This window comes from Pedobacter planticolens (assembly GCF_014172375.1).
GTDB lineage: Bacteria > Bacteroidota > Bacteroidia > Sphingobacteriales > Sphingobacteriaceae > Pedobacter > Pedobacter planticolens.
Map to the genome: position 1 here is coordinate 1,304,097 of NZ_WNXD01000002.1, position 14,809 is coordinate 1,318,905.

The following is a 14,809-nucleotide window of genomic DNA, read 5'->3' on the forward strand; positions in this document are numbered from 1 at the left end:
TACTAAAAGATGGCTAATTTAAAAGAAGTAAGAATTCGTATATCATCGGTACAATCTACCCAGCAGATTACCAAAGCTATGAAAATGGTTTCGGCTGCGAAGTTAAAGCGTGCTACCAATGCTATTGTGGCTTTACGCCCTTATGCTACTAAATTGAAAGAGATTTTAGGAAATCTTTCTGCCAGTTTAGAAGGTGCTTCATCTCCTTTTATTCAGGAACGTGAGCCTAATAAGGTGTTAATTGTTATTGTATCATCTAACCGTGGTTTAGCTGGTGCTTTTAACATGAACGTAATTAAAGCTACGAATAATTTAATTGCCGAAAAATATAGTGATCAGCTTAAAAACGGCAATGTGAGTATAGTTGCTATTGGTAAAAAAGCGCAAGATTTTTACGAAAAACGTAACTACAAAGTAGTTGGAAACAATAACGAAGTTTACTCGGCTTTAACTTTCGAAAATGTAACTAAAATTACTGATGCTATCATGGCTAGTTTTGAAAAAGAAGAGTTTGATAGAGTAGAATTAGTTTACAATCGTTTTAAAAATGCTGCAGTGCAGATTTTAACTACTGAGCAATTATTGCCATTGCCTAAAACAGAAACTGATGAGGCTGTAAAAGCATCGAACGTTGATTATATTTTAGAGCCAAATCAAGAAGAAATTGTAACACAGTTGATTCCGAAATCAATTAAAACTCAATTATATAAAGCAGTATTAGATTCTCATGCCTCTGAACACGGTGCTCGTATGACATCAATGGATAAGGCAACAGAAAATGCTGGAGATCTAATTAAAGCATTGAAATTAGCATATAATCAAGCTCGTCAGGCTGCAATTACAACAGAGTTGACAGAGATTGTGAGTGGTGCAGCAGCATTGAACGGATAAAAATAGTGTTCATTAGTTCAATTGTTCATTGAGCTAAGCTTAAAATATAAAAACCCTTATCTTAATTGATAAGGGTTTTTTGTTTTTAAAACATTTCTAACTCCTATCTTTGATGAAAACAAAAACCAATGAAAAGACAGTTTATATTTTGGATGCTTAGCATTCTCCCAATTTTATCTTCTGCGCAAGCACTTACTCCAAGTAGAGATTATACCAATGCTGTTTTATGGCAACAGTATAGCGGCGAATATAGAGCATTATCTTTTCAGGCCTATAATTTTGCTCGTTTATCGTTAAAAGAAGCATTATGGAATCAGGCGAATACTAAACCAAATTGTGTAATTGTAGACGCAGATGAAACTATTTTAGATAATTCTGCTTTTCAAGGACATGAGGTGAAAAATGGAGTGAGTTATGTACAAAAAGATTGGACTCAATGGACTTCTTTAGCACAAGCTGATACTGTTCCTGGAGCTTTAGCATTTTTGAAATTTGCTGCCAGTAAAAATGTAGAAACTTTTTATGTAACCAATAGGGAAGCAGCAGATCATGATGGTACATTAAAAAACTTACAAAAATTTGGTTTTCCTTATGCTGATGAAGCACATCTGTTGTTAAAAACTACCACTTCGGATAAAGAACCTCGCAGACAAAAAATACTAGAAAAATATAATATTTTGTTATTATGTGGAGATAATTTAAGCGATTTTTCGAATGTATTTTACCGCGAAGGAAAAGATACTAAAGAACAAGTTAATATGCTGCAAAACCTATTTGGAACTCGTTTTATTGTATTGCCAAACCCTATGTATGGCGATTGGGAAAAGCTTTTATACCAAGGTGATAAGTTGAATGAAGCGGACCGAGCAAAACAAAGATTTGATAAGCTGAAAACTTATTAAATTGTATGCTAATTTTAGCTAATTAATATTATTTTTGTAGCAGAAAATTTTAAAAGAAAAAACAATGGGACATTCTGAAGAAAGAGAAAAAAGCATGAAGACTGCTAATCAAGTTTCGATATATAAATCATTGCTAGTTGGTATATTGATTAGTGCAGTAGGTGTTTTTGGACGCTTCGCTTTCGATTCAACTGCACTTTCAATTGCATGTTGGGGTATCTTATTAATTGGCACTATCTGGAGCTTCAGAGCTGTTTTTAAGATTTTAGACGCAAAATAAATAGACCATTTTATAGGTATAAATCCTTCTCGATGTAAAATGGGGAAGGATTTTTTATTTCGTATTATTTCTGTTACGAGCAAAAAATTAAGGTTACTTCTGCATCATGTCGGCATTAAGCAATACCGGCCGGTACAAATAAATTAAACAATCTTTTAATGCTGAAATTGCTATGGGTGAACTATATCAATTGGCGCTAAATTTTAGAAACCTTAAACAAATAGAAATAATGAAAAGATATTTATTTTGTGCCGCTATCATCATAGTTATGTTTGGCTGCAATGCTAAGAAGATGGATTATGCAAGTTCAGAAACCAACGCTGTAGAAATTGTTGATTCAGCAGGCAGTTCATCAACCGATACAACTGCAAAAATCATAAAGACTGCAGATATGCGGTTTCGCGTTAAAGATGTTCAAAAAACAAAAGAACAACTAAGCGCTACTATAAAAGCACAAGGTGGAACAGTCGCCGAATTCTCTATCCAAAGCTCAATTCAAGAAAGTGATAAAGTAAAATACAGTACTGATTCACTAAAAGAAATTACTTCTTACCGCAAAGAAGGTGTACTCATTGCAAAAATTCCTTCGGAAAAATTGGATGATTTTACAAATACTGTTGCAAAAATGGCTGTTTTTGTTGATCATCAAGCAATGAAAATGGATGACCAAAGCATAGCCTATTTGGCAAACAAATTAAAAGTGCAAAACAGGGTTGATGCGATGAATACTATCAATAAAACAGCAACTCGAAAAGGGAACAATGTAGAAACATCATTGTATATAAAGGACGATTACGTAGATAAGAAAATCGAGAATATGAATATCGATAATCGCGTAAAATTTAGTACAATTACGCTTAATTTCTATCAAGATAATACGGTGAACACCTTAATTGTTGGCAATGATAATTTATACGATTATCGCCCTGGTTTCTTCCAACGGTTAGGTTTAAACATTATTGATGGTTGGGTATATTTTAAAGAATTTCTTTTAGGTTTATCACGGTTATGGGCAATTATTGTAGTGGGTTTTGCAGTATTTTTTGGAGTTAGGTATATGATTAGAAAGCGTAAAAGTTAACCTATATGAGATTATTATTTATCTTTTTAAGCACATTAATTCTCAGCAGTGGCATAGCGTTATTGATTGCATACATCCAAATCAGTTCTCCTTGGCCAGCTCATGCTGGAGTTGATGAAAGAGGAATGGCTTATGTTTTTTTACTCGGAATTAATATTGCCCTCGTACTGGCTTCGAGTACTATATTTCTTAATTTAATAGAAAAGATAAGGAATGAAACTTTATATTCTTTCTTCAGTTTTTTTGCCTTACCAATTATATTAACAGTTAATATTTTATCAATAGTTGGTTTTTCAGTATCATATGCAATAGTGTTTTGGCCGTTCTTTGTTGTGTTAACACTACATTTTATTTTTTATCGGAAATACGTTAATGCTAAATTATCACTTAAAGATAAAATATAATATTTCCTGAAATCAATAATTCAAAACTTTCCACTATCGGCTGGTGTCTCACCTGCCGAAATTTGTTAGCTAAAAATGGTCGGTGAGACACCGACCATTAGGCGAATAGATTCATACCTAAAGAGATAATATGGATATCATTTTAATCTATTCGTGTAAAAGCAGTATAAATAAGGTATAAATAGTCAAAATTTGTTGTTTTTGTATTATTTCTATACCATTCGCTACAAAACCTGTTTAATTTGGTCAAACCCTGTAGTTTTAAGTACGTTTCGATACGGAAATTTGGTTTTTCCCGATGGGAAATGTCAATCTCCCATTGCGCAATGGACATTTCCCATCACGCAAAGGACATTTCTCGTTGCGCAAAGAGCATTTCCCATCACGCAAAGGACATTTCCCATTACGCAAAGCCCTTTTCTCATTGGGAAAAACGAAAAAATAGAGGTGAAAAAAAAATTAAACGCTAAATTTAAGGGTCAGATCTTTTAAAAAGGGCTAAAATAATTGACTTAGGGAAACAATCTCTTAAAGATGTCTTCTAATAAAATGCCAAGCGATCTCTTAAATGAAAAATGATGAGTGGTCTTTTACCGACGATGCCCATTGCTAATTTAATTTCAGGGTGTTTGAGATAGGCACTTCTTAACAATGGGTGATATCCGCACCAGCGCATAATGTCTGCAGGGTAAATAATTTCGATCTTGTTGATTTGCCATCGGTCAGCGATTTATTGAAAATTTAATTTGAGTAGTTATAACATAGCTTTTATGGCTTTACTTACGAGTGATTGAATTCAGCATAGCTTCGCTAAGCTTATTCTCAAATAGTTGACAAGTCAAACTCTCTAAAAAATCTAAAATATATTAATATATAAGTTTTTGTAAATGTGAATGTTATGTTGTTAGAAATAAAAAATAAAATTAATTCTGTGGAATTGGTACGGTTTTTACATCTGATTGGTATAACACACAAATTTAAATATCATAACATGAAAAAATTAATAGCACTAGCCTTTGTTGCCTTATTTAGTGTAAGTGCCATGGCTCAACAAGTAGATTTAAGGAAGAAGATTAATGTAAGTGGCTCGGCAGAGACAGAAGTTACACCAGATATAATCTACATCGGTATTTCTTTAAAAGAGTATTTGAAAGATGGCAACAGTAAAAAAAGAGTAGAAATTACAGAATTAGAAAATCAGTTGTATAATGCGGTGTTAAAAGCTGGAATTGCAAAGGAAGATTTGATGATTAACAATGTATCAAGCTATAACTATGCTACTGAGAAAAAGAAAAATCCAGATTTTTTAGCGAGTAAACAATATCGCTTAAAAGTAAGTGATTTGAACAAGTTTAATGAAATTATGAGTGCTATAGATGTAAAAGGGATTGCTAGTACAAACATTGAAAGCTATGATTATAGCAAGATGGAAACGCTGAAAAAAGACCTTAAAATTAAAGCATTATTGGCTGCACGAGATAAAGCAAATTACATGGTTACGGCACTTGGTGAAAAATTGGGTGGGGTACTAGAAATACAAGATGGTGGCGACAATGTAGTACAACCTGTATACAGAAACTACATGATGAAAGCTGAAATGGCTGACGCTGCTGCTCCTGCTCAAGAAATTGATTTCAAAAAAATAAAGCTAAATTTTACTGTAAATGCAGTTTTTGAGATTAAATAGCTAATTATTTAAATTTAATAGCATTTTTAAAACCTACCAAACATATTGGTAGGTTTTTTGTTATCTTAACAAATAGTTAACCTTTAAAATCAAAATCACATGAAAAAATTTATTTACTCTCTCGTTCTAATTTTCACATTGGGAATTAGTACCAACACTGTTTCGGCAGCCACTACAAAAGAGCCAAAAACTGAAATGACTGCTGAGCAAAAAGTGCAGTTTGAAAAAATTGTAAACAGAGTTGAGGAGATCCGTAATATGGATAAATCTAATTTAACTAGAGTTGAGAAAAAAGCATTACGCAAAGAATTGAGAGAAATGAAAGATAAAGCTCGTGCTTTGTCTGGCGGTGTTTATCTTTCTGTGGGTGCAATTATCATCATCATTTTATTGTTGATTTTGATTTTGTAAGAACGTACACAATCCTATATATAGAAAAAGTCCCCCGATGTAAAATCGGAGGACTTTTTCGTTTGTAAGGTTTCTATTGTTTTGCCACAGATTAACAGATTATTTTACTCTTAAAATCTGTTAATCTGTGGCTTTCTATTAATCTATAATATCAAATCCTGTATACTTTCTTAATACTTCTGGAATAATAATTCCATTTTCTGTCTGATAGTTTTCTAAAATTGAAGCAACAATTCGAGGTAGGGCTAAAGCACTTCCATTTAAGGTGTGCGCCAATTGAGTTTTACCTTCTTTGCCTTTGAAACGTATTTTTGAACGGTTACTTTGGAAAGTTTCCACATTTGAAACCGAAGATACTTCTAACCAGCGTTCTTGCGATGCGCTCCAAGTTTCCATATCGTAGGTCATGGCAGAACCAAAACCCATATCGCCACCACATAAACGTAAAACGCGGTAATGTAACCCCAATTTTTGTAGAAGTGATTGCACATAAGTACTCATTTCTTCTAAGGTATCATAAGATTTATCTGGGTGAGTAACCTGAACCAATTCTACTTTATCAAATTGATGTAAGCGGTTTAAGCCACGAACATGAGAACCGTAAGAACCTGCTTCTCTACGGAAACAAGGAGTATATGCTGTATTTTTAATTGGTAAATCTTCTTCCTTTAAAATTACATCGCGGTATAAATTTGTAACTGGAACTTCTGCAGTTGGAATTAGGTATAAATCATCTACTGTTGAATGATACATTTGTCCTTCTTTATCTGGCAATTGACCAGTACCAAAACCCGAAGCCGCGTTTACCAAATGTGGAACTTGCATTTCTTTGTAACCAACTGCGATTGCTTCATCTAAGAAAAAATTAATTAAAGCACGCTGTAAACGAGCGCCTTTTCCTTTGTAAACAGGGAAACCTGCACCAGTAATTTTTACGCCTAGTTCAAAATCTATAATATCATATTTGGCTGTTAATTCCCAATGCGGCTTTGCATTTGCAGGCAATTTTGCTGGCTCACCATGAACTAAAACCACTTCATTTTCTTCTGGTGTTGTACCTGGTTTAACTAAATGGTGAGGTAAATTAGGTAATTGAACAAGTAAGTTAAATTGACTTTGTTCTAGTTCTGTTAATTTTTCACCAAGTGTTTTTATGCTTTCTTTTTGAGATGCTGTTTTAGATTTTATCACTTCAGCTTCTTCTTTTTTGCCAGTACGCATTAACTCACCAACTTGCTTTGCAGCTGCATTAGCTTCTGCCGTAAGGTTCTCTAACGAATTTTGAGTTTGGCGACGTTCTTCATCTATGGAAATGATTTGATCTACCAATTCGGGTTGTTTGAAATTACGCACATTTAAGCGCTCTAAAACTTTCTCTCTATTTTCGCGGATATAGTTAACTTGCAGCATTATTTTATTTTTTCACAAAGATAGAAAGAGTTTTCAGTTCTCAGTTAGCAGTTCTGAAATCTCATATCTAAAATCTCACATCTCAATGGATGGAAAATTATATCTCGTACCTACTCCGATTGGCAATTTAGAGGATATGACCTTTAGAGCCATCCGTATTTTAAAAGAAGCGGATGTAATTTTGGCTGAAGATACTCGGACAAGCGCACCAATGTTGAAACATTTTGGCATCGATAAAAAGGCATATTCGCATCATCAACATAATGAACATAAAGCAACTTCTGAAATTATCAAATTTCTAAAAGAGGGTAAAAATGTCGCTTTAGTATCCGATGCTGGCACTCCTGCGATTTCTGATCCTGGTTTTTTCTTAGTCCGTGAGGCATTAAAAAACGAGATAGAAGTGAATTGTTTGCCAGGGGCGACGGCTTTTGTTCCCGCTTTAGTTAACTCTGGTTTACCAAGTGATCAATTTGTTTTTGAGGGATTTCTTCCTGTTAAGAAAGGGCGACAAACGCGTTTAAAGTTATTGGCTGATGAAGAACGGACGATGATTTTTTATGAAAGTCCGCATCGTCTATTAAAAACATTAGAAGAATTTGCTGAATTTTTAGGTGAAGATAGACAGGCATCCGTTAGTAGAGAGTTGACAAAAATTTACGAGGAAACAGTTCGTGGTACAGTTATAGAAATAAAATCACATTTCGAAAACAATATATTAAAAGGAGAATTCGTAATTTGTGTTGCTGGGAAACCAGAAAAAGAAAAAGCAGTAAAGAATAAAGACAAATACAAACAAGAAAAATAATGATTTCAATAGATAGATTTTTAAGCGACGAACAAGACCCAAAAGCGGTAGAAAAAGTAATTGGGAAATTAAATGATTTGCTAACCAGTGGGGAAGAAATTTTATACCTCGCTGTACAAAAAAAACCAGCTGTAAACTTGTTGCCAGATAGCATTGCAATTAGCAATAAACGTATTTTTTATTGTGAACCTGGAAATTTAGGTTTAACCATGAATTTTAAAGATATTTCTTGGAAAAACATTAAAGAAGTCTCTTTTAAGGAAGAATTTTTTGGTTCTAAATTTATTTGTGTACCGCAGCATGGCGAAAATATTGTAACAGAGTTTATTCCTAAAATACAGGCTAGAAAACTGCATCAAGCAGCAAATGAACAATTAGAAGCGTTTAAAGAATTAACTAGACAACAGAAACTAGAAGAAAATCGTGCTTCGGCTTCCGCGATTAATGTACCACCTGTTACTAATATTTACGATTTACCTGTTGAAGAAGCTATAGTTATTTCTCCGCAAGAAATTGAAGAGCAAGAGGATGAAACTACATTGAAGTTGAGAAAATTGAAAACATTGTATGATAAACAGCTAATCACTCAGGAAGAATACGAGAGTAAAAAAGCAACTATTTTAGATAGTTTATAAAATTTTAGAGAGTCGTCATTGCGAGAAGGAACGACGAAGCAATCTTTCCTAAAAGGCAAACCACGACATCAATTCAACATGAAAGATTGCTTCGCCACGAGAAATCGTGACTCGCAATGACAGCCGACATATAAATACAATGACCAAAAAACAAACTTATCTCCTTGCCCTTTTAAGTGCATTTATACTATGGCTAGCATGGCCGCCACATATTTGGCTAGCGCCTTTGCTGCTTATTGGTTTAGTGCCATTGTTTATTGCATTAAATGATATTACTAATAAAAACGATAAAAAAACTGGCAAACGTGTTTTCTTAACTGCTGGATTAACCTTTTTAGTTTGGAATACCGCTAGTATTTATTGGGTTTATAATGCAATTAGTGCGTCAAATACTGGCTTTGTTGGTGCAATAGTTTCTTTGCTGGTATCGCTTATTCCTTATGGTTTAGGGGCGCTATTAATGACTTTTGCTTTTTGGCTTTATTATCAATTAAAAACAAAAGCGAATACCAAAATTGCTTATTTAGGATTGATTTCCTTCTATATTTCGATGGAATACCTACATCAAAGTTGGGATTTAGCTTTCCCTTGGATGACTTTAGGTAACGGATTTGCAGGCATGCACCAATTAGCGCAATGGTACGAATATACAGGTGTGTATGGTGGTTCATTATGGATTTTATTGAGTAATATTCTTGCTTTTGAAGCTTACAAAGCCTGGAAAAATAATGATCCAAAATTAAAACCTACTTTAAGTTGGTTATTGGTAATTATATTACCTGTCGGATTTTCGTTATACACTTATTATAGCTACAAAGAAAAATCTGTTCCAGTTAATGTGGTGGTGGTTCAACCGAATATTGACCCTTATGAGAAATATGGGTCAATTAGTCCTGAACAACAATTAAATATCCTTACCCATTTATCGGATTCTGTTGGTCAAGTAAACACTGAATATTTCATTTGGCCAGAAACAGCCTTGCCAAGATATGCTGACGAAGAAAAAATAAGAAGTAATCCAGACTTTTTACAAGCGCAACAATTTTTAAGCAAGTACAAAAATGGAACGTTAATTACAGGAATTGAAAGTGTAAAATGGTATAATGCGAAAGAGACTATTTCAGCTAAACAAGCTAAGGATGGCACTGCTTGGTACGATAATTATAATGCCGCAATGCAAGTAGAAAATTCTGCGGAGGTTGCTTTTTACCATAAATCGAAATTGGTTCCTGGAGTAGAAAAGATGCCTTTCCCTAAAGTATTTTCTTTCTTAGCTCCTGTTTTTGAAGGTTTAGGTGGCAGTGCATCTGGCTGGGGTTGGCAAGAGAAACCAGCAGTTTTTTATTCGCAAAGTGGAATTGGAGTTGCTCCTGTAGTTTGTTATGAATCCCTTTGGGGAAGCTGGATTGGTGAATCCGTAAAGAATGGAGCTCAGTTTATTGCAATTATTACCAATGATGGTTGGTGGGGAAATACTTCAGGCAAAGATCAACATCTATTGTATGCAAAACTTAGAGCAATAGAAACACGCAGATGGGTAGTAAGATCTGCAAATACTGGTATTTCTGGGTTTATTAATCAAAGAGGTGATTTAGTTAAACAATCTAACTGGTGGACAAGAGATGCATTAAAAGCTGATATCAATTTAAACGATTCGATAACAACTTACGTTAATAGTGGGGATGTATTAGCACAGATATTTTCAGTTTTAGCGGTTTTATTGGCGTTAATTATTCCTTACAAGAAATGGATAAAAAAATAAATTTTATCGAATAGTAATGCAAAAGAAAGAAACGTTAAGATGGATTTTACTTTTGGCAATAGTTGCCTTAAATATTGGTTGCGATCAGGTTTCAAAAAGTATTGTACGACAAAAAATTGACTACGATGAAAATATCAGCATCATTAAAAATCATTTTATATTAACCAAAGTAGAAAATACAGGTGCTTTTTTAAGCGCAGGAAACAATTTGCCAGAAGCTGTTCGATTTGTTTTACTCAGCATTTTACCAGTTCTGGTTTTAGGCTATGGTTTATTTTATCTCCTCAGTAAAAATAATTTACCGAGAAGTATTCAATTAGGCTTATGTTTTTTAATTGGTGGAGGAATTGGCAATGTATATGATCGCATTTTATTCGGCTCAGTTACAGATTTCCTGCACATGGATTTTGGCATTTTCAGAACTGGCATTTTCAATTTAGCAGATGTTTCTATCATGATAGGCATAGCTCTCTTATTTATCCAATCGCTAAAAAGGAAAATTAGTAACCCATCTCCAGTAGAAAACAATTTTTAGCATTAAGGTAATTTCTTAAGTATCATTATTTATTCGAATCGCAAACAATTTAAGTTCTATTAATGTTATTAGATTTCGTAAGCAAAAAACATAACAAACAATTAACTAAATGTTAATGCCCTCTTTTTATATTAGACTATAAATTACACCTATAAAAACTAACATCATGGCAAACGAAAATCAAGAACCAGAAAAAAAAGGATTTTTCGATAATTTGAAAGATCAATTTGAAGAATTGAAAGATAAAGCTGAAGATCAGTTTGATAACTTAAAAGAACAAGCTGAAGGAAAATGGGATGAGTTGAGTGAAAAAGCAAAAGTAGCTGCGACAGAAGCCAAAGAAAAACTAGGCGATTTAAAAGATCAAGCCGAAGACAAATGGGATGAATTTAACCAAAAAGACGGCGAGCAAAAAGACGCTTAATTTTTAGTCACATTTTAAAAAATAAAAAAGCCCTCAACTATTTGAAGGCTTTTTTTATGCATATAATTGATTGGGCTAAGCCATATATTTTCCAACAATAGGCATTCTTCGGCCCATGCCAAATGCTTTAGGCGAAACTCTTAAAATTGGAGGTGTTTGATACCGTTTAAACTCCGCCAAATTTACCATTTTAAGAATACGTTGCACTAAAGCTTCATCAAAACCTTGCGCAATAATTGCTTTTGAACCTTTTTGCAATTCAATATGTTGAAATAAAATTTGATCAAGAATACCATAATCAGGTAGTGAATCAGAATCCTTTTGATCTGGTCTTAATTCTGCCGAAGGTGGTTTTACAATCGTATTTTCAGGAATAACCTCTCCATCCTTATTAATATAGCGTGCTAATTCAAAAATCTGCGTTTTATACACATCACCTATTACGCCAATTGCGCCACACATATCTCCATATAAAGTGCCATAACCAACTGCGCACTCACTTTTATTAGAAGTATTGAGTAAAATATAACCAAACTTGTTAGACATTGCCATTAATACAATCCCACGGCAACGAGCCTGAATATTTTCTTCCGTTAAGTTAGCAGCCAAACCAGTAAAAGGTTTCGCTAACATACTATCAAAAGCATTTGCTGCTTCTTTTATTTCTATAATTTCATGCTTACATCCAATAGTATTCACTAGATCTAAGGCATCTTTTACAGAATGATCTGATGAATATTTAGAAGGCATTAATACCGCCATTACATTTTCTGCACCTAAAGCACGACAAGCTAATGCACAAACAATAGCAGAATCTATTCCGCCAGAAAGGCCTAAAACTGCTTTACTGAAACCAGATTTTCTGAAATAATCTTGAATACCCATAATCAATGCATCATGAATTTGAGTAATATCACTTGCTCTATCGGGTTGAGGATATTTATTCTTTACATTTTGTATTTCATCCACATCAAATACCTGCAAATCCTCCTCAAAGTATTTCATTTCTGCCTTAACCTCTCCAGTTTCATCAAACACCAAAGAACCACCATCAAAAATTATCTCTGTTTGTGCGCCAACTTGGTTGACATAAAATAAGGGTAATTTATACTTTTTGGCATTATCAGCTAATATTTGAATACGGTCTTCATCGTGGCGATAATTAAATGGAGATGCCGCAATATTAATCATCACATCTGGCGATTGCTTAATCAATTCATCCATCGGACAAGAAACATACAACGGATTATCATTAATATTCCAAAGGTCTTCGCAAATGGTTAGTGCTATCTTTTTTCCTTTAAATTCTATACATTCAAACTTCGTATTGGGTTCAAAATAACGATACTCATCAAATACATCATATGTAGGTAGTAATGCTTTTTTAGTGATTGCTTTTATCTTTCCATCCTCAATAAAATAAGCCGCATTGTATAAATCTTTACCCTCTAAAACTTCATTTTTAATGGGCAAACCAACAATACAAGCAATATCTACACAATGTTTCGCTATTTGCTGGGCAGCCTCTTCACAAAGTGATATAAATTCCGAAAACTCTAAAAAATCTCGAGCAGGATAACCACAAATTGCTAGTTCTGCAAACACAACAATATCGGCTCCTTTAGCTTTAGCCAAGGTTATGTTTTCTATAATTCGCTGTGTATTTTGTTCGAAATTACCAATGTGATAATTAAGTTGGGCGAGTGCTATTTTCATTAAATGATATTGAGAAGAGTAAATTTATTAAAAGAATACGCCTAAATTGATGGCTACATAATGGTTACGAATGTTATTATCTCCGGTCGAAATATTGGTAAACCCATTGTTCAACGTTAAACCCGTCATAATACTAGTTTTGCCATCAATATTAAATTCTGCACCGCCACCAATAATCAGTCCTGCTCTATAAAAACGTGTCCAATCAGCCGAATTTACATCGTCTGCTAGTGTTGTTCCATTTGATTCTGCATCCTGTTTAGCTCCAATTCTAATATCATTAGATAAACCAAACTGACCAAACCAACGAATATTACCAATGTTTGCTGTTTTTAATTTAACGGTTAATGGAATCTCTATATACTGCATTTTATATTTGAGATTATAACTTACAGGATTGCTACTACTTACTGTTGCATGATAAGGCAAAGCATTTATCTCAGTGCTTTTACCATTTATAGTAGTAATTGTTAAACCTGTAGAAAAGCTATAATTCTCTGCAAAATTAAAATCGCCAATTAAGCCATACGAAAAACCTAAACTTACGCCATTGCTCTTGCCATTTTCTGCTTTTATATAGCCAAAGTTCGGGTGCGCAGTTAAGCCAAGTCTAAAACCATAGTATGGCGAAGCATTTTGTTGAGCATACAAATTGAATGTAAAAAAAAGGAATAGTATTGCGGTTACTGTTTTTTTCATGTTACTTGTGATTATATTTGTTATTCATGGGTTATAACGTAAAATATCTTTCCAAAGGCATACCTTCGGCACAAATTTATCTATTTTTTCTGTGTGTAGTGGTAATTTTTTCTTGCAAACAGGATAAAAAACCAGATATCAGCAACATCAAGTTGGATATAAAAATACAGCGGTTCGACCAAGATTTATATCAAGGTAAGGGCAAAGACATACAACAAACCGATAGCTTTTTACAACAGAAATATGGATTTTTTTACGATGACTTTGTACACAGAATGGTGGGCAACCCAAGTTTAACAGGCAAAGACGTATTAACAGGTTTGTACAAAGATCAAGCGTATACAGATTTAAATAGCGAAGTTGATAGCGTTTATCCAAACCTAAAAACTGTAGAAAAAGATTTAACACAAAGTTTTAAATACATCAAATATTATTATCCTAAAGCAAAGGTTCCTCATTTTATTGCTAATCTATCAGGCTTTGCCTACCAAATTACAACTGGCGATGATTACATGAGCATTGGGTTAGATATGTTTTTAGGCAGAGATAGCAAATTTTACGGCGCCATTGTACAAAGCATCCCTATGTATCAATCTCGAAGATTTGAACCGCAATATATTGTACCAAGAGTTACAGAAGTTTATGCCAGAGAAGAGTTATTTAAAGAGCGGGATGAAGATCAAACTTTGTTGGCAAAAATGATTTACAACGGTAAAATTCTCTACTTTATGGATCAGGTTTTACCAGAAACAACTGCCGATACCGTTAAAATAGGTTATACTGGTAAACAGTTAGCATGGTGTACAAATTACGAAGGTAACATTTGGGGTTTCTTTTTAGAAAACGATTTATTGTACCAAAGCGATAATCAAAAAATACAAACCTATTTAACCGATGGACCTTTTACACCAGGTTTAGGAGAAAAAAAATCATCAGCACCAAAGTTAGGCGTTTGGTTAGGTTGGCAAATTGTAAGAAAGTACATGACAGAAAATCCAACCATAACCTTACAACAATTAATGGCAGAAACAGATGCTCAAAAGATATTAACTAAAGCAAAGTACAAACCTAAAGAAAACCAGTAAAACAACTGTCAGTTAACAGTTTTCAGTTTGCCACCCTGTCATCCTGAGCTTGTCAAAGGACAGTAGGCAATCTCCACCA

The 14,809-nt window shown here is 33.8% G+C and carries 16 protein-coding genes; 13 read left to right on the plus strand and 3 right to left on the minus strand.

Annotated features, from left to right (window positions below):
* The first annotated feature begins 9 nt into the window (after nucleotides 1-9).
* The 7 genes from atpG to GM921_RS14480 all read left to right on the plus strand — a co-directional run bounded on the left by atpG (nucleotide 10) and on the right by GM921_RS14480 (nucleotide 5,656).
* On the plus strand, nucleotides 10-891 hold the full coding sequence (atpG, locus tag GM921_RS14450) for an ATP synthase F1 subunit gamma (RefSeq protein ID WP_182923339.1): 882 nt from the start codon (nucleotides 10-12) through the stop codon (nucleotides 889-891).
* 128 nt (nucleotides 892-1,019) lie between these two features.
* Nucleotides 1,020-1,793: a 5'-nucleotidase, lipoprotein e(P4) family gene (locus GM921_RS14455; protein WP_182923340.1), complete on the plus strand. Its 774-nt coding sequence runs from the start codon at nucleotides 1,020-1,022 to the stop codon at nucleotides 1,791-1,793.
* A gap of 64 nt (nucleotides 1,794-1,857) precedes the next feature.
* Complete coding sequence (locus GM921_RS14460) at nucleotides 1,858-2,073, plus strand: hypothetical protein (RefSeq protein WP_182923341.1); 216 nt, start codon at nucleotides 1,858-1,860, stop codon at nucleotides 2,071-2,073.
* Between the two features lie 229 nt (nucleotides 2,074-2,302).
* The gene (locus tag GM921_RS14465) at nucleotides 2,303-3,154 is read left to right on the plus strand and encodes a DUF4349 domain-containing protein (protein ID WP_235969845.1); all 852 of its coding nucleotides are present in this window, start codon (nucleotides 2,303-2,305) and stop codon (nucleotides 3,152-3,154) included.
* A gap of 5 nt (nucleotides 3,155-3,159) precedes the next feature.
* Nucleotides 3,160-3,558, plus strand: coding sequence for a hypothetical protein (locus tag GM921_RS14470; RefSeq protein WP_182923342.1), 399 nt, complete (start codon nucleotides 3,160-3,162; stop codon nucleotides 3,556-3,558).
* Nucleotides 3,559-4,549: 991 nt separating this feature from the next.
* Nucleotides 4,550-5,245, plus strand: coding sequence for an SIMPL domain-containing protein (locus GM921_RS14475; protein ID WP_182923343.1), 696 nt, complete (start codon nucleotides 4,550-4,552; stop codon nucleotides 5,243-5,245).
* Between the two features lie 99 nt (nucleotides 5,246-5,344).
* A complete protein-coding gene (locus GM921_RS14480; protein ID WP_182923344.1) occupies nucleotides 5,345-5,656 on the plus strand; it encodes a hypothetical protein in 312 nt (103 codons plus the stop codon).
* 138 nt (nucleotides 5,657-5,794) lie between these two features.
* On the opposite strand, the gene serS is transcribed toward GM921_RS14480, so the two are convergent.
* Entirely contained in the window at nucleotides 5,795-7,066 is a 1,272-nt protein-coding gene (serS, locus tag GM921_RS14485; RefSeq protein WP_182923345.1) for a serine--tRNA ligase, read from the minus strand.
* An 85-nt stretch (nucleotides 7,067-7,151) separates the two neighbouring features.
* Between serS and rsmI the strand changes: the two genes are divergently transcribed.
* The 5 genes from rsmI (at nucleotide 7,152) to GM921_RS14510 (ending at nucleotide 11,230) form a co-directional block, all read left to right on the plus strand.
* Nucleotides 7,152-7,874, plus strand: coding sequence for a 16S rRNA (cytidine(1402)-2'-O)-methyltransferase (gene rsmI / locus GM921_RS14490; protein ID WP_182923346.1), 723 nt, complete (start codon nucleotides 7,152-7,154; stop codon nucleotides 7,872-7,874).
* The gene (locus GM921_RS14495; protein WP_182923347.1) at nucleotides 7,874-8,509 is read left to right on the plus strand and encodes a PH domain-containing protein; all 636 of its coding nucleotides are present in this window, start codon (nucleotides 7,874-7,876) and stop codon (nucleotides 8,507-8,509) included. Before rsmI ends, GM921_RS14495 begins: the two co-directional genes overlap by 1 nt.
* A gap of 139 nt (nucleotides 8,510-8,648) precedes the next feature.
* Nucleotides 8,649-10,271 carry an apolipoprotein N-acyltransferase gene (gene lnt, locus GM921_RS14500; protein WP_182923348.1) on the plus strand — a complete coding sequence of 541 codons (1,623 nt, stop codon included), beginning with the start codon at nucleotides 8,649-8,651 and terminating at the stop codon, nucleotides 10,269-10,271.
* Nucleotides 10,272-10,287: 16 nt separating this feature from the next.
* Entirely contained in the window at nucleotides 10,288-10,806 is a 519-nt protein-coding gene (lspA, locus tag GM921_RS14505; protein WP_182923349.1) for a signal peptidase II, read from the plus strand.
* A 166-nt stretch (nucleotides 10,807-10,972) separates the two neighbouring features.
* The gene (locus tag GM921_RS14510) at nucleotides 10,973-11,230 is read left to right on the plus strand and encodes a hypothetical protein (RefSeq protein WP_182923350.1); all 258 of its coding nucleotides are present in this window, start codon (nucleotides 10,973-10,975) and stop codon (nucleotides 11,228-11,230) included.
* A 75-nt stretch (nucleotides 11,231-11,305) separates the two neighbouring features.
* Here the strand turns inward: GM921_RS14510 and GM921_RS14515 are convergent, their stop codons facing one another.
* Both GM921_RS14515 and GM921_RS14520 read right to left on the minus strand, forming a co-directional pair.
* Entirely contained in the window at nucleotides 11,306-12,946 is a 1,641-nt protein-coding gene (locus GM921_RS14515) for an NAD+ synthase (protein WP_182923351.1), read from the minus strand.
* Between the two features lie 27 nt (nucleotides 12,947-12,973).
* Nucleotides 12,974-13,645, minus strand: coding sequence for a porin family protein (locus GM921_RS14520; RefSeq protein WP_182923352.1), 672 nt, complete (start codon nucleotides 13,643-13,645; stop codon nucleotides 12,974-12,976).
* Between the two features lie 26 nt (nucleotides 13,646-13,671).
* Here GM921_RS14520 and gldB point away from each other — a divergent pair, with 26 nt between their 5' ends.
* Nucleotides 13,672-14,730 (plus strand): gliding motility lipoprotein GldB, encoded by a 1,059-nt coding sequence (gene gldB / locus GM921_RS14525; RefSeq protein WP_182923353.1) that lies wholly within the window; start codon nucleotides 13,672-13,674, stop codon nucleotides 14,728-14,730.
* Nucleotides 14,731-14,809: the final 79 nt, after the last annotated feature.

Bases quoted from the DNA above. Each gene is read 5' to 3' on its own strand.
- GM921_RS14475 (WP_182923343.1), top strand. From the start codon at position 4,550: ATGAAAAAATTAATAGCACTAGCCTTTGTTGCCTTATTTAGTGTAAGT.
- GM921_RS14515 (WP_182923351.1), bottom strand. From the start codon at position 12,946: ATGAAAATAGCACTCGCCCAACTTAATTATCACATTGGTAATTTCGAA.
- GM921_RS14470 (WP_182923342.1), top strand. From the start codon at position 3,160: ATGAGATTATTATTTATCTTTTTAAGCACATTAATTCTCAGCAGTGGC.
- atpG (WP_182923339.1), top strand. From the start codon at position 10: ATGGCTAATTTAAAAGAAGTAAGAATTCGTATATCATCGGTACAATCT.
- rsmI (WP_182923346.1), top strand. From the start codon at position 7,152: ATGGATGGAAAATTATATCTCGTACCTACTCCGATTGGCAATTTAGAG.
- serS (WP_182923345.1), bottom strand. From the start codon at position 7,066: ATGCTGCAAGTTAACTATATCCGCGAAAATAGAGAGAAAGTTTTAGAG.
- lnt (WP_182923348.1), top strand. From the start codon at position 8,649: ATGACCAAAAAACAAACTTATCTCCTTGCCCTTTTAAGTGCATTTATA.
- gldB (WP_182923353.1), top strand. From the start codon at position 13,672: ATGGGTTATAACGTAAAATATCTTTCCAAAGGCATACCTTCGGCACAA.
- GM921_RS14495 (WP_182923347.1), top strand. From the start codon at position 7,874: ATGATTTCAATAGATAGATTTTTAAGCGACGAACAAGACCCAAAAGCG.
- GM921_RS14480 (WP_182923344.1), top strand. From the start codon at position 5,345: ATGAAAAAATTTATTTACTCTCTCGTTCTAATTTTCACATTGGGAATT.
- GM921_RS14520 (WP_182923352.1), bottom strand. From the start codon at position 13,645: ATGAAAAAAACAGTAACCGCAATACTATTCCTTTTTTTTACATTCAAT.
- GM921_RS14455 (WP_182923340.1), top strand. From the start codon at position 1,020: ATGAAAAGACAGTTTATATTTTGGATGCTTAGCATTCTCCCAATTTTA.
- GM921_RS14465 (WP_235969845.1), top strand. From the start codon at position 2,303: ATGAAAAGATATTTATTTTGTGCCGCTATCATCATAGTTATGTTTGGC.
- GM921_RS14460 (WP_182923341.1), top strand. From the start codon at position 1,858: ATGGGACATTCTGAAGAAAGAGAAAAAAGCATGAAGACTGCTAATCAA.
- GM921_RS14510 (WP_182923350.1), top strand. From the start codon at position 10,973: ATGGCAAACGAAAATCAAGAACCAGAAAAAAAAGGATTTTTCGATAAT.
- lspA (WP_182923349.1), top strand. From the start codon at position 10,288: ATGCAAAAGAAAGAAACGTTAAGATGGATTTTACTTTTGGCAATAGTT.